Raw genomic sequence first — 20602 nt, forward strand, 5'->3', positions numbered from 1 at the left:
AGTTGGTGGCTAACGCATTAGCCGTCATAAATAACGGGGCGGACAGTGAACATGGATCAGAAAGAAATAGAACAAGTGGTGAAGGCGGTACTGGCAGGGATAGCGTCAGCACCTGTGGCAACAGCATCCGTACCTAAGAAGCCAGATACTCAAGTATATAGCGCAGGCGTTTTTGCCTCGCTTGATGACGCCGTTTCTGCCGCCAGGACGGCACAGTGCGGCCTCAAAACCGTGAGTATGCGCAAGATAGCGGTTGAAGCTATCCGCCATGCGGCTGAAAAGCACGCACAGTCACTGGCGGAAATGGCCGTACAAGAAACAGGCATGGGGCGCGTTGAAGATAAATTTGCCAAAAACGTGGCTCAGGCTCGTGGAACACCTGGTGTGGAATGCTTAGCACCACAGGTACTCACCGGAGATAACGGCCTAACGTTAATTGAAAACGCGCCGTGGGGCGTGGTGGCATCGGTAACACCGTCCACAAATCCGGCGGCAACGGTGATTAACAACGCGATCAGCATGATTTCTGCTGGTAACAGTGTAGTTTTCGCGCCGCATCCTGCGGCAAAAAAAGTCTCACAACACGCGATCACGCTGCTTAACGAGGCCGTGATTGCCGCAGGTGGCCCCGCCAACTTGATGGTAACAGTGGCAAATCCAGATATTGATACTGCTCAACGCCTTTTCAAATATCCCGGTATTGGCCTGCTAGTGGTTACCGGCGGTGAAGCCGTGGTGGAGTCTGCACGCAAACACACGAACAAACGTCTGATTGCTGCGGGGGCGGGTAATCCGCCGGTGGTGGTGGATGAAACTGCCGATATCCCACGCGCGGCACGCGCTATCGTGCACGGTGCCTCTTTTGATAACAACATCATTTGCGCCGATGAAAAAGTGTTAATTGTTGTCGACAGCGTGGCCGATCGGCTTCTTGCTGAAATGCAACTTCAGCATGCGTTTTTACTCAGCTCTGCGCAGGTAGAACAGCTAGTGCCTCTGCTGCTGAAAAACATTGATGAGCATGGCAAAGGTACGGTTTGCCGTGATTGGGTTGGGCGTGACGCGGCCAAAATCGCAGCGGCGATTGGATTGGATGTTGATGTGAACATCCGTTTGCTGCTGGCTGAAACCTCGTCTTCGCATCCTTTTGCCGTAACGGAAATGATGATGCCGGTATTGCCTGTGATTCGTGTGGGTAATGTCGAGCAGGCCATTGCTTTGGCGGTGAAATTGGAAGGCGGTTGTCATCACACGGCGGCCATGCATTCGCGCCATATTGAAAACCTCAATCAGATGGCGAATGCCATTGATACCAGTATTTTCGTCAAAAACGGTCCTTGCATTGCAGGATTAGGGCTTGGCGGAGAAGGCTGGACCTCAATGACCATTACCACGCCAACGGGTGAGGGTGTGACTTCCGCGAGAACCTTTGTCCGTCTGCGCCGTTGTGTGCTGGTGGATACATTCCGCATCGTATAACGGAGGCGTAAATGACTCGAACCGCACAGGAGTGGCTTCATCCGCGTTTGTTACGTGCAGCAGAACTGCATCAGGGAATTGCCGGAACAATAGAAGCCAGCCAGCCACTTTGGCTGGGCATTGATTTAGGCACCTGCGACGTGGTGTCGATGGTGGTGGATGCGGACGCTATTCCGGTGGCGGTTTGTCTGGACTGGGCGGATGTGGTTAGAGATGGAGTAGTGTGGGACTTTTTTGGTGCCGTCACGATTGTGCGTCAGCACTTAGATACTTTAGAGGCTCAATTTGGTTGGCGTTTTGACCGTGCCACGACGTCATTTCCGCCGGGTACAGATCCCCGTATTTCAATCAACGTATTGGAAGCGGCGGGGCTAACCGTCACTAAAGTGTTGGATGAACCTACCGCAGTGGCCGATATGATGGGGTTAACGCATGCAGCAGTGGTGGATATTGGCGGTGGAACCACCGGTATTGCCATCGTTCAGCAAGGCGTAGTGGTTTACTCCGGCGATGAAGCCACCGGTGGCCATCATATTTCCCTCACGCTGGCAGGAAATCAGCGCATTCAGTTGGACGACGCCGAGCAAATGAAGCGCCAGCGGGGTGCAGATATCTGGCCTGTGGTGCGCGCGGTTTATGAAAAAATGGCTGATATCGTTGCGCAGCATATGCAAGGGCACCACGTCGATGAACTGTGGCTCGCAGGCGGTTCTTGTATGCAACCTGGGGTTAAGGCGTTATTTACCCAGCGTTTCCCACTCCTCGATATCCATCTCCCACCTCAGTCGATCTTCATGACACCGCTGGCGATTGCCGCTTGCGGCATTCGCGAAGGGGAGGGGTGTCATGCATAACTCATCGTTGCACGATATTCCGGCCAGCGAGTTAGTACAGACCGCGCTTTATCAGGCGTTGGATATGTTGAATTCGCGTCAGGTTCGGGAGTTCGCCGTGCCGCCTTCCACGCTGATGGGCCCAGGAGCGGTAAGCCGTTGTGGGCAGGCATTAGTCGATCGCGGCATTGAGCGCGTATTTCTCATGGTCGACGGTGGGTTACATCAGGCGGGAATGACGCAAGTTTTACTGCGCAGTCTTGAGCAGAGCGGGGTGGCGTATGAGATTTGGGCATGCCCACCGGGGGAACCCATCGATACTGATGTTCATACGGCTGCCACGCAGCTTTTACAGGTACGGTGTGACGGTGTGATAGCGCTGGGCGGTGGCTCGGTGTTGGATGCGGCGAAAGCCACTGCGCTACAGGCAGCAAACCCAACGCTCAATTTTGCTGAGCTCACGCCGTCATCACGTCTCAAACGCCGCCTGCCGCTAATTGCGATCCCTACCACTGCAGGAACAGGTTCGGAGGCTACCAATGTTTCAGTCATTATTGCCATGCCCCAGCACCGTAAGCAGGTTTTGGTTCACGCCATGCTCATTCCAGACATGGCCATTATTGATGCTTGCTTGACGCTCGGTGTGCCGCCACACATTACGGCAGCAACCGGCATTGATGCGCTGACTCACGCCATTGAAGCCTACGTAGCGATTAACGTCACGGCGTTGACGCGCGCGTTGGCGTATCGAGCGATTACTCTCATTGGTCAGGCGTTACCGCAAGCGGTAGGGATGGGACAGGATCTGGCCGCGCGTGAGTCGCTGATGTTGGCCTCCTACATGGCAGGTATGGCGTTTTCCAATGCTGGGTTAGGGCTATGTCATGCCTGTGCACATCAGATTGGGGCGGCATATGGCATTCCACATGGCGTGGCGAACGCCATTATGTTGCCTCAGGTAATGGATTTTAACCGATTGGTTTGCAAAAGAACTTTTGCCGAAATTGGTCATGCTCTCACGCGTGAAACGCTGGATGCGGCAGACACCATTCGCGCAATAGCGCAGTTGATTGAAGATGTGGGGTTAGGCGGAAACCTGGCGAGCTATGGCGGGCAGGAGTCTGACTACGCTGAATTCGCTCGTGCAGCATTACAAGACGTGTGCATTCAAAGTAATCCACGCATCGTCACTGAAGCTCAAATCGTGGCGCTGTATCGGGGCTCGTGAGTTGACTAAAACAGGCGTTGAAGGAGAACAGGCTATGGGCATTAACGAAATTATCATGTACATCATGATGATCTTCATGCTGATTGCGGCAGTGGATCGCATATTTACCCAGTTTGGCGGCTCGGAACAGATTTTAGGCAAAGTTGGCCTCGGCTCGCTGGGAAAGAGTATTTCCGGCTCTGGGGGGCAATTCGAAGAAGGCTTTATGGCAATGGGCGCATTGGGCTTGGCGATGGTCGGTATGACCGCGCTGGCACCCGTTTTAGCTTACTTGCTTGGGCCAATCATTATTCCTATTTATGAAATGCTGGGTGCCAACCCATCAATGTTTGCAGGTACGCTGCTGGCATGTGATATGGGCGGCTTCTTCCTCGCTAAAGAGTTGGCGGGCGGAGATATTGCAGCGTGGCTTTATTCTGGTTTGATCCTAGGTTCCATGATGGGGCCGACCATCGTGTTCTCGATCCCCGTGGCGTTGGGAATTATCGAAAAATCAGATCGCCGCTATTTGGCTCTAGGTGTGTTGGCGGGGATTGTCACCATTCCGATTGGCTGTATCGCTGGTGGGCTGGTGGCGATGTATTCCGGCGTGGAAGTTAACGGTCAGCCGGTGGTATTCACGATGAGTCTGATCCTGATGAACATGATCCCGGTACTGATCGTGGCGGCGCTGGTTGCGCTGGGGTTGAAGCTGATTCCAGAGAAAATGATCAACGGCTTTCAAATCTTTGCCAAGATTTTGGTGGCGATCATCACCGTTGGTTTAGCGGCGGCGGTGGCTAAATTTGCCGTCGGTTGGACGATAATCCCAGGTCTAGATCCGATCTTCATGACTGAAGGTGATAAGCCCGGCCAGGTTATGCGTGCGATCGAAGTCATCGGCTCTATCTCCTGCGTACTGTTGGGGGCATACCCGATGGTATTGCTGCTAACCCGTTGGTTTGAAAAACCGTTGATGCGCGTTGGTGGATTGCTGCGGGTTAACAATATGGCGGCGGGCGGTATGGTAGCGACGCTGGCAAACAACATCCCAATGTTTGGCATGATGAAACAAATGGATGCGCGCGGCAAAGTAATCAACTGTGCGTTCGCCGTCTCAGCGGCCTTTGCTTTGGGCGATCACCTTGGCTTTGCCGCTGCGAATATGCCTAGCATGATTTTCCCCATGATCGTTGGCAAGTTGGTCGGTGGGGTAACTGCCATCGGTGTGGCAATGATGTTGGTCCCGAAAGGGGAAGACGTTGCAGTCGACGCTGTGCAACCAGTGTCAGAGGAGTCCTAGCGTGAAAACTCTCGAACTGCTTAGCGTCGGCATTGATATTGGCACAACCACAACGCAGGTAATTTTTTCTCGCCTGTCGTTGGTGAACCGTGCGTCTATTTCTCAGGTTCCCCGCTATGAGTTCGTGAAGCGCGAGATTATTTGGCAGAGCCCAGTGTTGTTTACACCGGTTGATTTCGCTGGCTTCCTGCGGGAAGAAGAGCTGCTAGCATTGGTATTGGCTCAGTATCAGGCTGCTGGGATTGCGCCAGAAACTATCGACTCTGGTGCCATTATCATCACCGGTGAAACAGCAAAAACCCGCAATGCGCGTCCGGCAATCGTGGCGCTATCTCAACGGTTAGGTGACTTTGTTGTCGCCACCGCCGGCCCACATTTGGAGTCGATAATTGCCGGTTTCGGTTCTGGTGCGCAGACCTTATCTGAGCAAAAAATGGCGCGGGTATTGAATATTGATATCGGTGGTGGCACCGCCAACTACGTGCTGTTTGAAGCAGGGCGCGTTATCAGCTCCGCCTGTTTAAACGTGGGGGGACGACTGCTTGAAACTCGCTCTGATGGTCACGTGTTACGTGCACATCCTGCCGGACAATGGATTGCCGACTCTCTGTTTGGCACTGGGGTGAATGTTGAAAACCTGACGTTAATACAGCTTAATCAAATAGCTGCACGCATGGCGCAACTGCTATTAGAAGTGTTCAATGGCGCACCTTCTTCACTGGCTCAGCGACTGCTGATGACTGATGCCTTACCCGTATGTGATTCGCTGTATGCCTTAACGTTATCTGGCGGCGTAGGCGAGTGTTTTCGTGCAGGTGAAAACGATAACCCATTCCGGTTTGGCGATATTGGCCCGCTGCTGGCGCAAGCCATTCACAACGATCCCGGTTTTGCCGCACTGCCGGTGCAGGTTCCGAATCAAACCGTGCGTGCCACCGTGATTGGTGCGGGTGCACATACGCTTTCTCTTTCTGGCAGCACTATCTGGCTCGATGGTCTCTCGCTCCCCATTCGCAATATTCCGGTGGTTCATCCTGCTGGAGGTAACGCTGCACTGCTGGTAGACGAGTGGCTGCAAGCGCTGACTCAAATGGATTTACAGCCACAGCAAGATCTCTATGCATTGGCATTACCCACTGAACTGCCCGTGAGCTATGCCTCGGTGCAGCAGTGTATAGAAGCTTTGCAGACGTTTTGCGCTCATTTTCCTAATCCACATCCGCTGCTGGTCGTCGCCTGCCAAGACTTTGGCAAAGCGTTGGGCATGTTGCTGCGGCCGATGATGGCACAACGTCAGCTGGCGGTGATCGATGAAGTGATCACCCGAACCGGCGATTACATTGATATCGGCACACCGCTATTTGGCGGTGCAGTAGTGCCGGTCACCGTCAAATCACTGGCTTTTCCTTCTTAAGGGAACCTCATTATGAAACTAAAAACACAACTATTTGGTAAGTCGTATCAGTTCAAGGATGTGAAGCAGGTACTGGCGAAAGCCAACGAACTGCGTTCGGGGGATGTGTTGGCTGGCGTGGTGGCTGGAAGTTCGCAAGAGCGCGTAGCGGCCAAGCAGGTGCTATCAGAGATGACGATTGCGGATATTCGTATGAATCCGGTTATCCCGTATGAAGAAGACTGTGTGACCCGCATTATTCAAGATGACATCAACGAAACTGCCTATGCCCGAGTGAAAAACTGGAATATCAGCGAACTTCGGGAATACATCCTTGATGATGAAACCAGCGTGGACGATATTGCCTTTTTACGCAAAGGGATAAGCTCCGAGGTGGTTGCTGCGGTGGCCAAGATTTGTTCCAACGCTGACTTGATTTACGGTGCCAAAAAGATGCCGGTGATTAAGAAAGCCAATACCACGATTGGCCTTCCTGGCACTTTCAGCGCCCGTTTACAACCTAACGATACCCGTGACGATGTACAGAGTATCGTGGCGCAAATTTATGAAGGGCTTTCGTTTGGGTTGGGCGATGCTGTTATCGGGGTTAACCCAGTGACCGATGATGTCGATAACCTGAGCCGTGTGTTAGATACCATTTACGGTGTAATAGACAAGTTTTCAATTCCGACCCAAGGCTGCGTGCTGGCGCATGTGACGACCCAAATTGAAGCGATTAAACGCGGTGCACCGGGTGGCCTGATTTTCCAAAGTATTTGTGGCAGTGAAAAAGGGCTGAAAGAGTTCGGTGTTGAGCTGGCAATGCTGGATGAAGCGCGTGCAGTGGGCGCGGAATACAACCGCATCGCAGGTAGCAACTGTCTCTACTTTGAAACTGGACAAGGTTCTGCGCTATCTGCTGGCGCTAACTTCGGTGCCGATCAGGTCACGATGGAGGCGCGCAACTACGGTTTAGCGCATCACTACGATCCTTTCATCGTTAATACCGTGGTGGGCTTTATCGGGCCAGAGTATTTGTATAACGATCGCCAGATCATTCGCGCCGGTTTGGAAGACCATTTCATGGGCAAACTGAGCGGGATCTCAATGGGTTGCGATTGCTGCTACACCAATCATGCTGATGCCGACCAAAACCTTAACGAAAACCTGATGATCCTACTAGCGACCGCCGGATGTAACTACATCATGGGGATGCCGCTGGGTGACGACATCATGCTCAACTATCAAACTACTGCATTTCACGATACAGCCACGGTGCGTCAGTTATTGAATCTGCGCCCATCGCCGGAGTTTGAGCGCTGGCTTGAAACAATGGGGCTGATGGCAAATGGTCGCTTGACCGCACGCGCCGGTGATCCGTCGCTATTTTTCTGATTTCTGAGGTGAATCATCATGGATCAAAAACAAATAGAAGAGATTGTGCGCAGCGTGATGTTACGCATGGGGCAGGTCGAAGTTGCTACGCAACCGGCATCGGCAGCAGCCAGTGCAGATACCGTTGAGTGTTGTTCTATGGATCTCGGTTCTGAAGAAGCTAAGCAGTGGATTGGCGTGACCAATCCGCAACGCCTTGATGTGCTGCAAGAGTTGCGCAGCAGCACGGCAGCGCGAGTATGTACTGGCCGCGCAGGTCCTCGTCCACGTACTCAGGCACTGCTGCGTTTTCTGGCTGACCATTCGCGCTCCAAAGATACGGTACTAAAAGAGGTGCCGCTGGAGTGGGTACAAAAGCATGGCCTACTGGAAGTGCAGTCTGAAATCAGTGACAAAAACCTGTATCTCACTCGTCCAGATATGGGGCGATGCCTTAGCGCCAGTGCAATAGAAACATTGAAAACCCAGTGCAAAGCCAATCCTGATGTGCAGGTGGTTATTTCTGATGGGCTATCGACTGATGCCATCACAGCTAACTATGACGAGATCCTACCGCCGCTGCTGAAAGGTTTGGAACTTGCAGGGATGAACGTTGGCACGCCGTTCTTTGTGCGCTATGGCCGCGTGAAAATTGAAGATCAGATTGGCGAATTACTGGGCGCGAAAGTGGTGATTTTGCTGGTTGGCGAGCGCCCTGGATTGGGGCAATCGGAAAGCCTTTCCTGCTATGCAGTCTATTCGCCACGAGTGGCAACCACCGTAGAAGCTGATCGCACCTGCATTTCAAATATCCATCGAGGCGGAACGCCTCCGGTTGAAGCGGCTGCGGTAATTGTGGATTTGGCAAAAAGAATGCTGGAGCAAAAAGCTTCTGGTATTTCGATGACTCGTTAAGGAGAAAACACTATGCCAGCATTAGATTTTATTAAACCAAGCGTCAAAGCGATGAGAGTTATTGCTGCGCTGCAAGACAATTTCCGTTGCGAGTTGAAATTGCCATCCCATATTAGCAGTCTTGGCCTGATTACCGTTGATTCTGACGATGTGGCTTACATCGCCGCCGATGAAGCCACCAAACAAGCTCAGGTAGAAGTGGTGTATGGCCGCTCACTGTATGCCGGTGCCGCACATTCACCATCACCGTCTTCGGGTGAAGTGATTATTATGCTCGGCGGGCCGAACCCTGCCGAAGTGCGTGCCGGTTTAGATGCGATGTTTGCCATGATCGAGCAAGGGCCAGCATTCCAATGGGCCAGTGATGCCGAGGATACGGCGTTTCTAGCCCATGTGGTTTCACGTACTGGCTCCTACCTTTCTGCCTCTACCGGCATTCGTTTAGGTGACCCGTTAGCGTATTTGGTTGCTCCACCGCTGGAGGCCACATTTGGCATTGATGCCGCGCTGAAATCGGCCAATGTGCAGTTAGTGACCTATGTTCCACCACCGTCAGAAACCAACTACTCCGCTGCGTTTTTAAGCGGTAGTCAGGCGGCCTGCAAAGCTGCGTGTAATGCGTTTAGCGAAGCGGTATTGGAAATAGCACGCTGCCCTATTCAGCGCGCTTAACGGAGGACGGCCATGATCAACGCGCTGGGATTACTGGAAGTTTCGGGTCTGGTCGCGGGAATTGATGCAGCTGATGCCATGCTCAAAGCCGCCGATGTAAGAGTTCTCAACCATCAGGTGATTTCGCCGGGGTGGGTTACGTTAGTCATCGAAGGCGATCTGGCTGCCTGCCGTGCGGCGCTGGATGCCGGTGTTGCCGCTGCTAGCCGTACCGGTACGGTCATCAGCCGTAAAGAGATTGGCCGTCCGGATCCCGACATTGAAGAGTTCGTTTTAGAACTGCGCGGTGTCAGGCCGAAAGCGCATGCGGTGTCTGATCATGTGGAGGATCCAGAACAGGTGCCGGCCACAGAGGAGAACGATGCAGCATGGCCGCTGGAAGCATTGTTGGCGGAAATTGCCAGCCATGCTCAAGGCATGACGGTCGGTGAAGTTGCTGCGCGTTATCAGCTTAGCTTGAAGCAGAGCAAGTATGCGTTAGAAGGGCTGCTGCGAGAGGGCAAACTGCGTAAGCGCGGCAGCCGTTATCGCGTGAAGGCGGTGAACAGGGAGGTGGGCCATGAGTGACCCGAGCCAAATGCGCATTGCGCTAACACCCGAGGAGATCCGCGCTCGAGTTGCGGCGGCGGGCGGTGCGGGGCTTCCTACTTACGTAAAACTTCAGGCGAAGGCGGAGATTTATCTGGTCAATGCTGCCGAGTGTGAGCCGCTGTTGCAGGTCGATCAACAACTGGTGGTGCGGTCGGCCGATAGCTTGCTGCGTAGCCTGCAATACGTCATGTGTACCACGCAAGCTGCAAGTCAATCCGCAGGAGAAAAAGGCGCACTGGTATACAGCATGGTGGTGCCTAATCCACACCCGGAATGCTGGCAGCAACTGGTTGGATAACACTTGTGGGTTTCTACCGAGGAGCGCATATGAAAAAAAAACCAGAGCTCGATCTGCACCATCTTTTTTCTGGGGAAATCGATCCAGAGAATTGCAAACCGTTAGTTGAGCAAGAAAATGTTCATCAACGAAAGTCGCAAGATGTGTATGAACACGCCTGCACTATCACCGCATGGCAGCAACTTTATGATCAGCTCCACCCAGGAAAGTTTAAAGGTGAACTAACCGAAATTCTTTTTGATGGTGTGCAGATTTTCCGTGAATACACCAGCTTAGCTCTGCGCCAATCTTGCATGGTGTGGCCGGATGCCTTCTGGTTTGGGATCCCTGAGTTGAAAGGTGAACACGGTTTTATCGGTGCGCAACCACTGGACTTACAAGAAATCGCGGTTCGCCCTGGAGGAAAAGAGTTTGAACTCAGCACTCCAGATGATTACACCATTCTCGGCGTGGTGGTTTCTCATGATATGTTGTTTAACCACGCAGCATCGTTACTCGACCCTGATCGTCTGTTGCAACTGCTCAACAGTAACCCGGCTCTGGAAGTGAATGCTTATCAAAAAGAATTCCTATGGTATTTCATTAATCAGGTGCTATTGCACGGCAGCGTGGATCCTGAATGTATGCAACTGGCAAATGTGCGCAAAGTGTTGTGCCACAACCTGCTAACGGCGATGACCAATTTACTGGAAGGCGCACAGCCAGTCTCGACCCGACAAGTGCACAGCCGAATTAACTATCGACATCTGGTCTCACAGGCGAGGGAATATCTGTTGAGCCAATCTTCTGAGCCGGTAACTGTGTTGGATTTATGCCGTGAGTTATACGTTAGCCGTAGAACGCTGCAAAACGGTTTTCATCAGGTGCTAGGCATTGGGCCGAACGCGTGGCTAAAAGCATTGCGCCTGAATGCGGTACGCCGCGAACTGGTCAGCCCATATTCTGAGTGCCGCACCGTGAAGGACGCCGCGATGCAGTGGGGATTTTGGCATTTAAGCCAGTTTGCTATTGATTATCAGCGTCTGTTTAATGAAAAACCATCGGCTTCGCTGGCCGCGCGTGGTACTCGCTTTATCTAGTCATCATGGCGGGGTATACAAACAAAAACGGACCTCCATGGAGATCCGTTGATATGAATTTGGTGCCCGGACTCGGAATCGAACCAAGGACACGGGGATTTTCAATCCCTGCGTAATTGTAATACCAACAGTAATTTCGTCACTTGGATAACTAATCCAGGTAACGTGTATGCATGTGATCTCAGTAATTTCTACAAAAGGTGGGGAGGGGAAATCGACCCATGCCGCCAATATTAGTGGCTTTTGTGCTGATGCAGGTCTAAAAACACTGCTTATTGATGGCGATTATGCTCAGCCAACGGCTTCCAGCTACTACTCACTTCGCTATGAAGCCTCCTGTGGTCTATACGAATTACTTATGCGCACGGTTGATCTCAATCAGCCAGAACAACTCATTTCTCATACCAATATTAATAATCTTGATCTGATTATTTCCAATGATCCTCATGAGCAATTAAAAACATCCATGATGCATATACCAGATGGGCGTATTCGCTTGCGTAATCTGTTAATGCACCCCTTGTTTCAATCCTACGATGTCATCGTCATTGATTCCCAAGGTGCCCGCTCCATCATGCTGGAGTTAGTCATTCTGGCAACCAACCACACTGCAGTTGCGCTAATAAAACCGATCGTCCCTGATGTACGAGAATTTTTACGCGGCACTATCACCTTGATGGAAGGGCTATTGCCCTACGACAATTTTGGCATTGTGCTGCCACCGGTGAAGGTGCTGGTTAACTGTATGGATTATACCGTCTTAGCCAGAAATGCATTGGATGCTCTAACTGATATTGTGGAGCAGGGAGTCTATGGCTCTACAGATATTTCAGTCTCTATGTTACAGACTCAAGTTTATGATTTAGATATATATAAGTCTGGCCACAGCTTATCCAGATGTCGGTCGCGGGGGATATCAAAGTTGCAAGAGCTGGTGGAGTGCTACGGGAGTTGGACTGAAAGCACGGTTGTTTGCGGCCTACAATACTCGGACGGTGAATATGATGAAATCCCGAGATCCGACCAACTGGGAAGAAAACCTACTGCGCTGGTTGGTCAGCCCCCAGAATACCTTGATGTCTTCAGGGGGAGATACCTATCTGAGTGGGAGTCAGCGTGGTGTTGGGGGAGATATTGATACCGGCTTCAAGCAGTTGGTGAGTGGCCTGGGAGCATTCTCGGTGCAATCTATCCAGTTACCGGCGTTTGATGCGTTGCGGCAGGCATTGCCGATGGTTCATGGCATTCTGATGATGGCTATGGTTATCTGTATTCCCTTGGTGATGCTGTTGGGTGCATACGATCCGAGAGTGGTGATAACGCTGACGTTTGCCATGTTTGCACTGACATTTGTGACGTTCTGGTGGGAACTGGGCAGTTGGCTGGATGATCGGCTGATCGAGATTGTCTACACCGGCGCTCGCGGTTATTACAACTGGTTTAGCAATGTCGGCGCAGAAGGCTGGATCATGAATCTGGTGCTCGGCTCCATGTTTGTTGTGTTGCCTATGTTTTGGTTTGGCGCTGTAGGCTGGAGTGGTGTGCAGATAGGTCATGCGCTATCTCAGTCAATGAGTAGTGGTACTCAAATATCGCAGCAAGCGGGTGCTGCTGGTGGGCAAACAGTAACAAATACAGCGAAGAGTGCACTCAGCAAAGCAAAACGAAAATGACATTTGTAGGGATTGTTATTGTTAGCTATATCAATACATTACTCATCATCACTTCTAATGTCCCCAACGTAAAAGCCATAGCCACTATGCCCATCACGCCACCCATCATCTGCGTTTTCTGATTTAACGACATCTCTTTTACTTACGGTTATTACGAAAGTTAGAATAGATAGCAGCGTATTAATTGCTGCAATTAGACCATTGAGAATAGCTAACCAAGATTCATTTTTTTGAGCGTTAACATTCCTGTTTTTCATTATATTTCCTTATAAAAATATTAATCAATTACAATTATATTTTTTGCATTTATAATGATGCTAGTGAGTTTTTCATGAATAACTTATATTCTCTTATAAAGATAATTCTTTCCGCTCGAAATGTCGACAATGAATATATTGAATTGTATCGTGATACTCGAAGTAATTAGCTCTTAGCATACAAGGACTTTAATTTACGATGTTTGGAATCATCGATATACAAGAACAGGGAAGTAATGCAATTGAAACAACAAATAGTGTTTTTAGTCAAGCTGGATTGCCTTTAATCATTTCGCGAATGACTCATCAGGACTTGATATGTTGCATTAATCGTTCCCGAAATAGCATTAATCCTCTTGAATGGCGAAACATTCAAACTGATCTTAATAGAAGTGATGGATATAATTTTTGTTTTAAACTTGCTGTTGAAGATGAGGAGCTCAATCCTGTACCTGAGCGACCGGAGGGGGGATGTGCATGTTGGTATAATGAGTTATCCCAAAAAGTCACCATAGAAATGATCCAGAGTTTTGATGACTATGATGGCCCCCTTGACGGCAAAATGATGATTTATTCCTTGGTAACATTGATCTTTTTCCTACAAGAGGTTGGTGGTGTTGGCGTATATATTGATCAGCCTGTGAATGATCGAGTATGTGATTACTATATGAATGTTTTAAAATTTGAAGATGTATCAGGGACTCGAACTTTACTATACCGTTCTATTGAGGAGCTAGTGGCCTGGTATCAGGATCTCGATCTTGCAATGTTCTGACCTGAGTGTGAATGAAGCACCATTGATATCGTATGTAAAATAAGCAATAATCAAAGCAGGCATCATTGATGCGGAGGATAAAAATGAAATCAAGATCACAGCACAATGAAACGGTTCACCCGGAGAGGAACGTTTCGGTGACAGCGAAAGAGACAGATAAGCCCCTTTCCATGTCGAAAGAGCAACTGATTCAAGTCATGGTTGCTGCTGTACCGCGAGTGCGCAAAATGCCGAAGGCCCCTAAGGGCGAAGCTGCAGGCAAAAAAGCGATCATCTACGGATAAAAAGGCGACTCTTATGGTTGCTTCAGGTAATTTCCGCCCATTGGTGATTCTTCTGTAATAATCGAAAACTGTAAATATATCTTGTTTACGACGGGATATATTTACGAACTTCTTTTGAGGATTTCTGGTCGATTAAGTTCAGCACGTTATCCATCAAATCCATCATGAGGTGGAGCCAGTGAGTTAGCCCCCATCAAAGGGGCAGACGAGCGGGAGCGATTCCAGGACGGAACAAGTCCTGGAACACCGATTGTGGAGTTGTGGATAACATTTAGTGATAGCAGCTATTTATTATCTTTCTTTAAACTTAATGCTAACTCGGTGAGTGTTATCATACGCTCGTAGCGAGCTAATGTATGATGCAATGTTATAGATACAAGCATCAATCCAATATAGCTATAAGCGATGATAGAGGGCCATTGACTTTGGCTATCTATTTTAAATGTCATACCTAGTATGGCCAGTATCCCTGGAAATATCCCCAGTTTCTCAATAGGGCCAACTATGATTTGCATTCTTTTTTCAAGAAAACTTTTCTCATGTTTTATCTCCATTAGTCCAAATTCTAACTCTCTAATACTCAATTCTAATAATTTGGGAAGTTTCTGGTAATCAACAATACTCTGTTTTTTTACGTTTGTATTTATTGCATGATTGAACGGAAGAGCAAACGATTTATATGTGCCATTTCTGTTTTTATATAAATCAATGAAAGGTATTAGAAATATGGTGAAATATGATAAAACTAATAATAATATAGATACTGATAGTATAAATTCGCTTTTAATTAATTTTGAGATAAAAAGAGTAAGCAATGCTAAGGTTATAGATATGGCTATTATTAATAAAGAGTTTCGTTGTAATCTATCAGATAATTTTTTTTGCTTTCTATTTTTCTTTTTTTCCAAAATCTCTATTGATTTTATAATGTTCATATATCTTAATGCCATGTCATAGTCCTTTTTATTTGGTGAAGGCTATCAGAATACATTTCCATTACCTTCCAGTGCTTGCCGAATATAACAATGGTGATTATCATATTCAACGTTGGACCGTTGTCATCGACAACACCCTATGCATTCATGCTCTGTAAGGATGCGCCGAAAGGTGAGCAAGCCCGAGTTGCCCAGACCTGAAATGCAACACTTTAGAGCGGTAACCCCCCTGAACCTTTGAGAGCGGGGATCGCAGGATCACTGCGGTGAAGGTATCCTTATCCCTCAATAAATAGCTTCTACTGATTAGTAGAGCAACTATATCAATGGGCCTATGCCCAACAATCTCGGCAACATTTGCGGCTCTCTGCTATGCCAATTGGAACATTTGGCATCTGCCAGAGCAGCATTTGGTGCGAGATATGAGCAGCGCGTCACTTGTGTGATTGCGAAGCATATACCAAGTGACGCGCGCAGCGCATAACGGACAAACCCGCTTAATTCGGGCATCAACGACGTCTGCTACGCTCTGACTGACATGTAGTGCCTTGGCCGAACCTTGGGCTACGGAACATTCAGAACAGTAAGTAGGCATTTTTAAACAACTGCGTCATAAATGCGGGATAACCCGAGAAAGACGCCTATTTAATAGAGAAAGGAGAAAATCGACTCGGTAACGATGGCAGCGTCAGTGAAAGCTGACGGATGGAGGTGACCTGGCAATTGTCAGGAACCGGTGCAAACCGCAAGCAGCTCAGCGAGCTGTGGATACCTCATAAGAACTTAACATTTTGCCACCCCGATGTGCAGTTATCAGTCGAGCCGCAGGAAGCGTAAATCAAACCGTGACATCGGGGCCGAGGTGTACACCCTGTACTGAACATTTTTATGGATGAAAAGGGGAGGGGGATGTCGAGAGCTAATAAGCAGTTAAGTAAACAATTAATCACATTGGCACGCAAATCGGGGGGGAGTTTTAAAACTGTTGCTGATCGCGCCAGAATAGCATCTCGATTAGCAGTAACTATGTTGAAGTTGAATATTCAGATCCGCGATGTGAATAATATAAAAACAAGCCATATAGAAATATATATAAAGAATCGCCAGTTAAACAATATATCAAAACGAACAATGCAAAATGAAATGGCCGCGATTAGGGCGATATTTAACACTGCGGGGAGAACTAAACTCGCCGATCCGGATCATGAACGATTAAGTAATTCAGCCCTTGGGCTGTCAGGTGCTAGCCGTGAGGGTGCAAAAGTCGCTATTTCGAACGAACGCTATCACGCAGTACTCCTACATATACATTATAAAGACGAAGGGGTTGCCGCCGCAATGCAATTAGCTCGACATTTAGGGCTAAGAACAGAAGAAACGGTTCAATCAGCCAAATCACTAAAAACCTGGCAGCGGGCATTACAGCGAGGTGATGAACGCATACGGGTTGTATTTGGAACGAAAGGTGGACGCCCGAGGGACACCACGGTTGTGGATCGCGATACAGTTATTCGTGTAGTTAATGAAGCGATTAAATATGCTGATAGAAATAATGGGCGTTTAATAGATAAGCCTAATTTGCACTCTGCGATTGATCGGTATCGAAATATTCTCAAAGGGGCAGGGTTAACGGGAAAGGAATCCCCACATAGTTTGCGCTATGCCTATTCCAGAGACGCTACGGAATATCATATGAATAAAGGATTGAGCCGCAAAGAAGCTGAAGCAATGGTCTCAATGGATTTAGGGCATGGGGATGGACGCGGGCATTATGTTGCCAGGGTTTATAATAGAGTGGGTGATGATAAAGTTGAGTCTTGACAGTGTGAATGGCGAAGCATTTTTCAGAAAGGTGTTGAACGTGAGTATTACGTTTGATTGGCTGCCAACTCATTGGATGTATAACTTTTTTAGTGGTAACAGCGTGACCTGTGATGATATGAGGCAGGCACTAGATCCCCGGCAGATCTAAGATTTTGATGGCGTCGGAATGGCGGTTATCTCATTACTTTTGCTCTGCGTTTTCATCTGCCCCAGATCAACTGCTGGCGGAAGGACTGAGCATATGAATGGTGCTGAAACGATCATTTGGGGTGTAGGTGCCTCGTAAAGTTTTACCACCGATGGCTACGATTTCACCTTCGGTCAGGCGGGTACAGCACGTATCCAGGCCAAAAACGCTCACGGAATACTCGCGGCTTAATAGCTGCGATCAAACTGGCAAAGGTACAATCTAACCGGATACCATTATCGGACAGCTTTTGCTTGAGAAACTAGTCATTGTGTCCCATGACATACATTACGAATGTCAATCCAACTGTGGGCTCTGGAGATAACCTCACAAAGAGTACCAAACAAAATATCAAACGAAGGATAATCGATTTTCGCATTCTGTTGGTTGTCCTGGATGAGACAGAAATACTGCTTGATGGTTCTATATCCATGGCTATGCCCTCAAAAAGCGAGCATAAGATCACCGACGGATCCGCAGGTCAATTGCGCCCTAGTTTTGGGTGTAAAAACGTCCATGATCTTGCTTTGAGTTTGCTTCAGATCATATACCACTATCATTTACTGTGTTTACATACAGCGTTATGTTTCTCTTAGGTATTAGTTATATGGATAACCATCAACTTGCACAGTTCATTGTCGCCGCAAAAAAAGCCACCTATGCATCACAAGATGATAATTTTTCTCTGCGCCCTCTATTGCCGGGATCAAAGTATTTGGCTTTTGGACGACCACCATTCTTCTATTGTGACACATACTTTGGGATGAATGACTTTGCCGGACAAGAAGTTGTTTACTATCAAAATGTCCCTGTTTGGTCTATGTATTATAGAGGGGGGGTGATTTCTGCTGAAAATATGTCTAGTATCTATGCTTTTTTGAGAAAAGCGCTGATGACAGTACCTTTATCTGCTCCTTTTCGAGGAACAACCTCTCTATGTGAAGGGGAACTTCAGTATGTTAATAATTACGTTGGGGAAATTCGAAACTTTAGTGGTGAGGAATACATATATCAGAGTACAGATTTGGTCTACCGTCTGACCTATATAGGTGGCCTGCTTTCCTGAAATTATTTTATACAGGAATTGCATCATCCCTCGTACTATTTTTGATGAAAATATATGTTCATCCCCTTAAGAATCCTAAGGGAATTTATATAGAGGGATTGATGATCTTATTTTTTAAATAACTAATTCAATAAAACACTCTTATGCTTGCTCGTTCATTACTCCAAGATTTCTTTGAAAGTATACTGCACTTCTGCACTGTTATCGGCAGAAGGCACTTACCTATACCACTAGTGCGGTTATCTGCGGAACTCTGCTGACTCTTTCATATATTGGCCGCTATTTACCGGGATGGGCCAGCGTAAAACATAAAATCAAGTGTGTTGATCGCCTTTTGGGTAATCTTCATTTGCATAATTGAGTTACCTTTCTTTTTTTAAAGAACCATACGACATATAGCCTGTAATATGCTGTGTGATTCTAAATGCCATTACAGTTGACGATTTGGTTTTTTTTTAACTAGACTGGAATCGTGCACTCGCAACTTTCGCCTGTGTTCAACCTTGAGGTTCGTAGCTGGTAACCCTTATAGCTTAAGGCTAAGTGGGACACTATTGAGCTGCATTATCCCATCGTACAGCTAGGTAATGCTGCTATTCACGAATTTTTTCTTTACTTGCTTTCCAAATTTTTAAATCTCGAAACAGAAATACTCATTATTGCTAATGTTGGTTTTGGCATGTAAGTCACCTAAGATGGAGAGCTTACTCACTTACTACTGTATCAACTATTGCTGTGTAAGAGCAGTCCAGTTTATCGGTAATACGTTTCAGTTCCTTCCAGAGTTGGCGGATCTTTGATTAGATTTTAGTGATTGATAAATAGGGCCGGATTTTTTACCCAAGTCTAGAGACTGTGTGGTTGTATCAAGACGGGTTGCGACGCTTACAATGGAATGACGATGATCAGCAACCGGCCTAACCGCTTCAGTTTTTAATTCTTCGGGATAACCTTTACCGCTCATTGGTACCCTCATTTAAGCTATCTAAAATGACTCTGAGGAGTCTACCAAACCCGTTGCAACTTATGAATAATTAAAATATTTTATCCTTTGTAAGGCCTGCCAGATTTAGGTATTTTACCTATATTCAGCTTAACTCTAATTTTACAAGATTTAATTCTTAATTTTTATGTTATGTCGGTTAAATATTCTCTTGTTGTTTTGTGTCAATGTTTACTGTTTCTTAAGTATATGTTGATCCAAATCAATAATAAGTATTGCTTAAGTGATCTAAAAATATCCATGACACTACTGTCAGATGATAGGCAGCAAAAACACATTGTAAATTAATCAGTATTTAAAATGACAAAATATTATGACAAGGATTGTGTACATGGATATCAAAAAAAGAAAAGTAGATGTTATCTTCAATACTACTTTGGTTTGCCCGTGGGATTGTGAAATTTGTTGTGTGGATGCGGTTCATGTAGGTAAGGTTGGGAATGATATATTTATAAAACACAATAACTTGGAAGTTATTGAAACTTTTCCAGATGATATGTCTGACATGAGTATTTATGAGCAGGCAGCGATGAGAAGAGTAGAACGTGGTGAGGAGTTGTCTCTGGAGGATAAAAAGAAAATCATAGATAATTTATCAGGATATGATGCAAAGATTGATATTTCTGGAGGCGATGCACTAGTTTTAAAAGATAACTTTGATTTACTTGGTTATGCATCTGAGAAATTGGGGAAAAATAATGTTACTTTGACTGCTACTGGGTTAGGTACATCTAAGGTGGATATAAAACAAGTTGCAGAACTCATATCTGAATATAATTTCACATTTGATGCCGCATCATTAAAGGATATTGCAAATAGACCAAATGGTTATTCAATGGGTAATCTAAAACGAGCAGGAAGATTCGTAGAATTAGGATGCAAAACACGTGCTGAATTACCCTTAACGACAGATATTATATCCAGAGAACACCTCGAGCGTCTTTATTTAAAACTTAATGAATATAATATTGACAAATTGCTTATCATGCGACTTTTCCCTGTTGGTAGGGGAACGACAAAAATTGATAAAATTCCAAGTCGTGAAGAGTACTTATTAGCAATAGATATTTTGAAAGAAATGGAGAATAAATATCACACTCCAGTTGTTAAACTACAATGTGCGCTTAGAAATATTGTGCCATCTGATGTGGATAAAAATCCATGTGATATGTTGAGTGAGTCATTTGGTATAACTCCTGATGGAAAATTGCTAGCTTCGCCGTGGGCGTATAGTTGTGGTGGTAAGGTTCTTCACGATTGTTGGGAATTAGGTGATATTGTTCAAAATAGGCTGGAAGTATTACTTTCTGGTGATAAAGCACAACGATATTATCGCCGATTAGAAGAAAATAAAGGACATTGCAAATTATTTAGTTTCATCAATTCAAATAAAATAAATCCTGAAGATAGATTATTTGATTCTGCTGATAAACTCCATTGCAATTAATCAGGAT

At 47.1% G+C, this 20602-nt stretch carries 19 protein-coding genes and 1 pseudogene; 18 read left to right on the plus strand and 2 right to left on the minus strand.

Going from position 1 to position 20602, the window contains the following annotated elements; genetic code table 11:
- Positions 1–51: 51 nt before the first annotated feature.
- From EL015_RS03665 to EL015_RS03725, 13 genes and pseudogenes are all read left to right on the plus strand, one after another.
- Positions 52–1479, plus strand: a complete 1428-nt coding sequence (locus tag EL015_RS03665) for an aldehyde dehydrogenase family protein (RefSeq protein ID WP_005189873.1) — start codon at positions 52–54, stop codon at positions 1477–1479.
- 11 nt (positions 1480–1490) lie between these two features.
- The gene (eutJ, locus tag EL015_RS03670; protein WP_005189870.1) at positions 1491–2333 is read left to right on the plus strand and encodes an ethanolamine utilization protein EutJ; all 843 of its coding nucleotides are present in this window, start codon (positions 1491–1493) and stop codon (positions 2331–2333) included.
- Positions 2326–3540, plus strand: coding sequence for an iron-containing alcohol dehydrogenase (locus EL015_RS03675; RefSeq protein WP_032907289.1), 1215 nt, complete (start codon positions 2326–2328; stop codon positions 3538–3540). Before eutJ ends, EL015_RS03675 begins: the two co-directional genes overlap by 8 nt.
- A gap of 34 nt (positions 3541–3574) precedes the next feature.
- Entirely contained in the window at positions 3575–4822 is a 1248-nt protein-coding gene (eutH, locus tag EL015_RS03680; RefSeq protein ID WP_005189864.1) for an ethanolamine utilization protein EutH, read from the plus strand.
- A 1-nt stretch (position 4823) separates the two neighbouring features.
- The gene (gene eutA, locus EL015_RS03685) at positions 4824–6236 is read left to right on the plus strand and encodes an ethanolamine ammonia-lyase reactivating factor EutA (protein ID WP_005189860.1); all 1413 of its coding nucleotides are present in this window, start codon (positions 4824–4826) and stop codon (positions 6234–6236) included.
- Between the two features lie 12 nt (positions 6237–6248).
- The gene (locus tag EL015_RS03690) at positions 6249–7610 is read left to right on the plus strand and encodes an ethanolamine ammonia-lyase subunit EutB (protein WP_005189856.1); all 1362 of its coding nucleotides are present in this window, start codon (positions 6249–6251) and stop codon (positions 7608–7610) included.
- An 18-nt stretch (positions 7611–7628) separates the two neighbouring features.
- Positions 7629–8504, plus strand: coding sequence for an ethanolamine ammonia-lyase subunit EutC (gene eutC / locus EL015_RS03695; RefSeq protein ID WP_005189854.1), 876 nt, complete (start codon positions 7629–7631; stop codon positions 8502–8504).
- Positions 8505–8516: 12 nt separating this feature from the next.
- Complete coding sequence (gene eutL, locus EL015_RS03700; protein WP_005189853.1) at positions 8517–9176, plus strand: ethanolamine utilization microcompartment protein EutL; 660 nt, start codon at positions 8517–8519, stop codon at positions 9174–9176.
- 12 nt (positions 9177–9188) lie between these two features.
- Entirely contained in the window at positions 9189–9743 is a 555-nt protein-coding gene (locus tag EL015_RS03705; protein ID WP_005189851.1) for a BMC domain-containing protein, read from the plus strand.
- Entirely contained in the window at positions 9736–10065 is a 330-nt protein-coding gene (locus tag EL015_RS22140; protein WP_032907287.1) for a hypothetical protein, read from the plus strand. The genes EL015_RS03705 and EL015_RS22140 overlap by 8 nt, the downstream gene beginning before the upstream one ends.
- Before the next feature lie 29 nt (positions 10066–10094).
- Positions 10095–11144: an HTH-type transcriptional regulator EutR gene (eutR, locus tag EL015_RS03715; RefSeq protein ID WP_005189847.1), complete on the plus strand. Its 1050-nt coding sequence runs from the start codon at positions 10095–10097 to the stop codon at positions 11142–11144.
- Between the two features lie 169 nt (positions 11145–11313).
- Positions 11314–12042: pseudogene (locus EL015_RS03720) on the plus strand (ParA family protein); the annotation flags it as partial.
- Between the two features lie 178 nt (positions 12043–12220).
- Positions 12221–12817, plus strand: coding sequence for a conjugal transfer protein TraG N-terminal domain-containing protein (locus EL015_RS03725; protein WP_050413769.1), 597 nt, complete (start codon positions 12221–12223; stop codon positions 12815–12817).
- A 38-nt stretch (positions 12818–12855) separates the two neighbouring features.
- On the opposite strand, the gene EL015_RS03730 is transcribed toward EL015_RS03725, so the two are convergent.
- Positions 12856–13074 (minus strand): hypothetical protein, encoded by a 219-nt coding sequence (locus tag EL015_RS03730; protein ID WP_032907286.1) that lies wholly within the window; start codon positions 13072–13074, stop codon positions 12856–12858.
- Positions 13075–13273: 199 nt separating this feature from the next.
- Between EL015_RS03730 and EL015_RS03735 the strand changes: the two genes are divergently transcribed.
- Both EL015_RS03735 and EL015_RS03740 read left to right on the plus strand, forming a co-directional pair.
- Positions 13274–13849: a hypothetical protein gene (locus EL015_RS03735; RefSeq protein WP_032907284.1), complete on the plus strand. Its 576-nt coding sequence runs from the start codon at positions 13274–13276 to the stop codon at positions 13847–13849.
- 83 nt (positions 13850–13932) lie between these two features.
- A complete protein-coding gene (locus EL015_RS03740) occupies positions 13933–14133 on the plus strand; it encodes a hypothetical protein (RefSeq protein ID WP_126286771.1) in 201 nt (66 codons plus the stop codon).
- Between the two features lie 284 nt (positions 14134–14417).
- Here EL015_RS03740 and EL015_RS03745 read toward each other — a convergent pair whose 3' ends face one another.
- Positions 14418–15083, minus strand: a complete 666-nt coding sequence (locus EL015_RS03745; protein ID WP_005189835.1) for a hypothetical protein — start codon at positions 15081–15083, stop codon at positions 14418–14420.
- Positions 15084–15977: 894 nt separating this feature from the next.
- On the opposite strand from EL015_RS03745, the gene EL015_RS03750 reads away from it, so the two are divergent.
- The 3 genes from EL015_RS03750 to EL015_RS03765 all read left to right on the plus strand — a co-directional run bounded on the left by EL015_RS03750 (position 15978) and on the right by EL015_RS03765 (position 20595).
- Positions 15978–16889, plus strand: a complete 912-nt coding sequence (locus EL015_RS03750) for an integrase domain-containing protein (protein ID WP_126286772.1) — start codon at positions 15978–15980, stop codon at positions 16887–16889.
- Positions 16890–17686: 797 nt separating this feature from the next.
- Positions 17687–18145, plus strand: coding sequence for a DUF5680 domain-containing protein (locus EL015_RS03760; protein WP_005193274.1), 459 nt, complete (start codon positions 17687–17689; stop codon positions 18143–18145).
- Between the two features lie 1334 nt (positions 18146–19479).
- Positions 19480–20595 carry a radical SAM protein gene (locus tag EL015_RS03765; protein ID WP_032908022.1) on the plus strand — a complete coding sequence of 372 codons (1116 nt, stop codon included), beginning with the start codon at positions 19480–19482 and terminating at the stop codon, positions 20593–20595.
- The last annotated feature ends 7 nt before the right edge of the window (positions 20596–20602 follow it).

The sequence above is a fragment of the Yersinia intermedia genome (genome assembly GCF_900635455.1).
Lineage (GTDB): Bacteria > Pseudomonadota > Gammaproteobacteria > Enterobacterales > Enterobacteriaceae > Yersinia > Yersinia intermedia.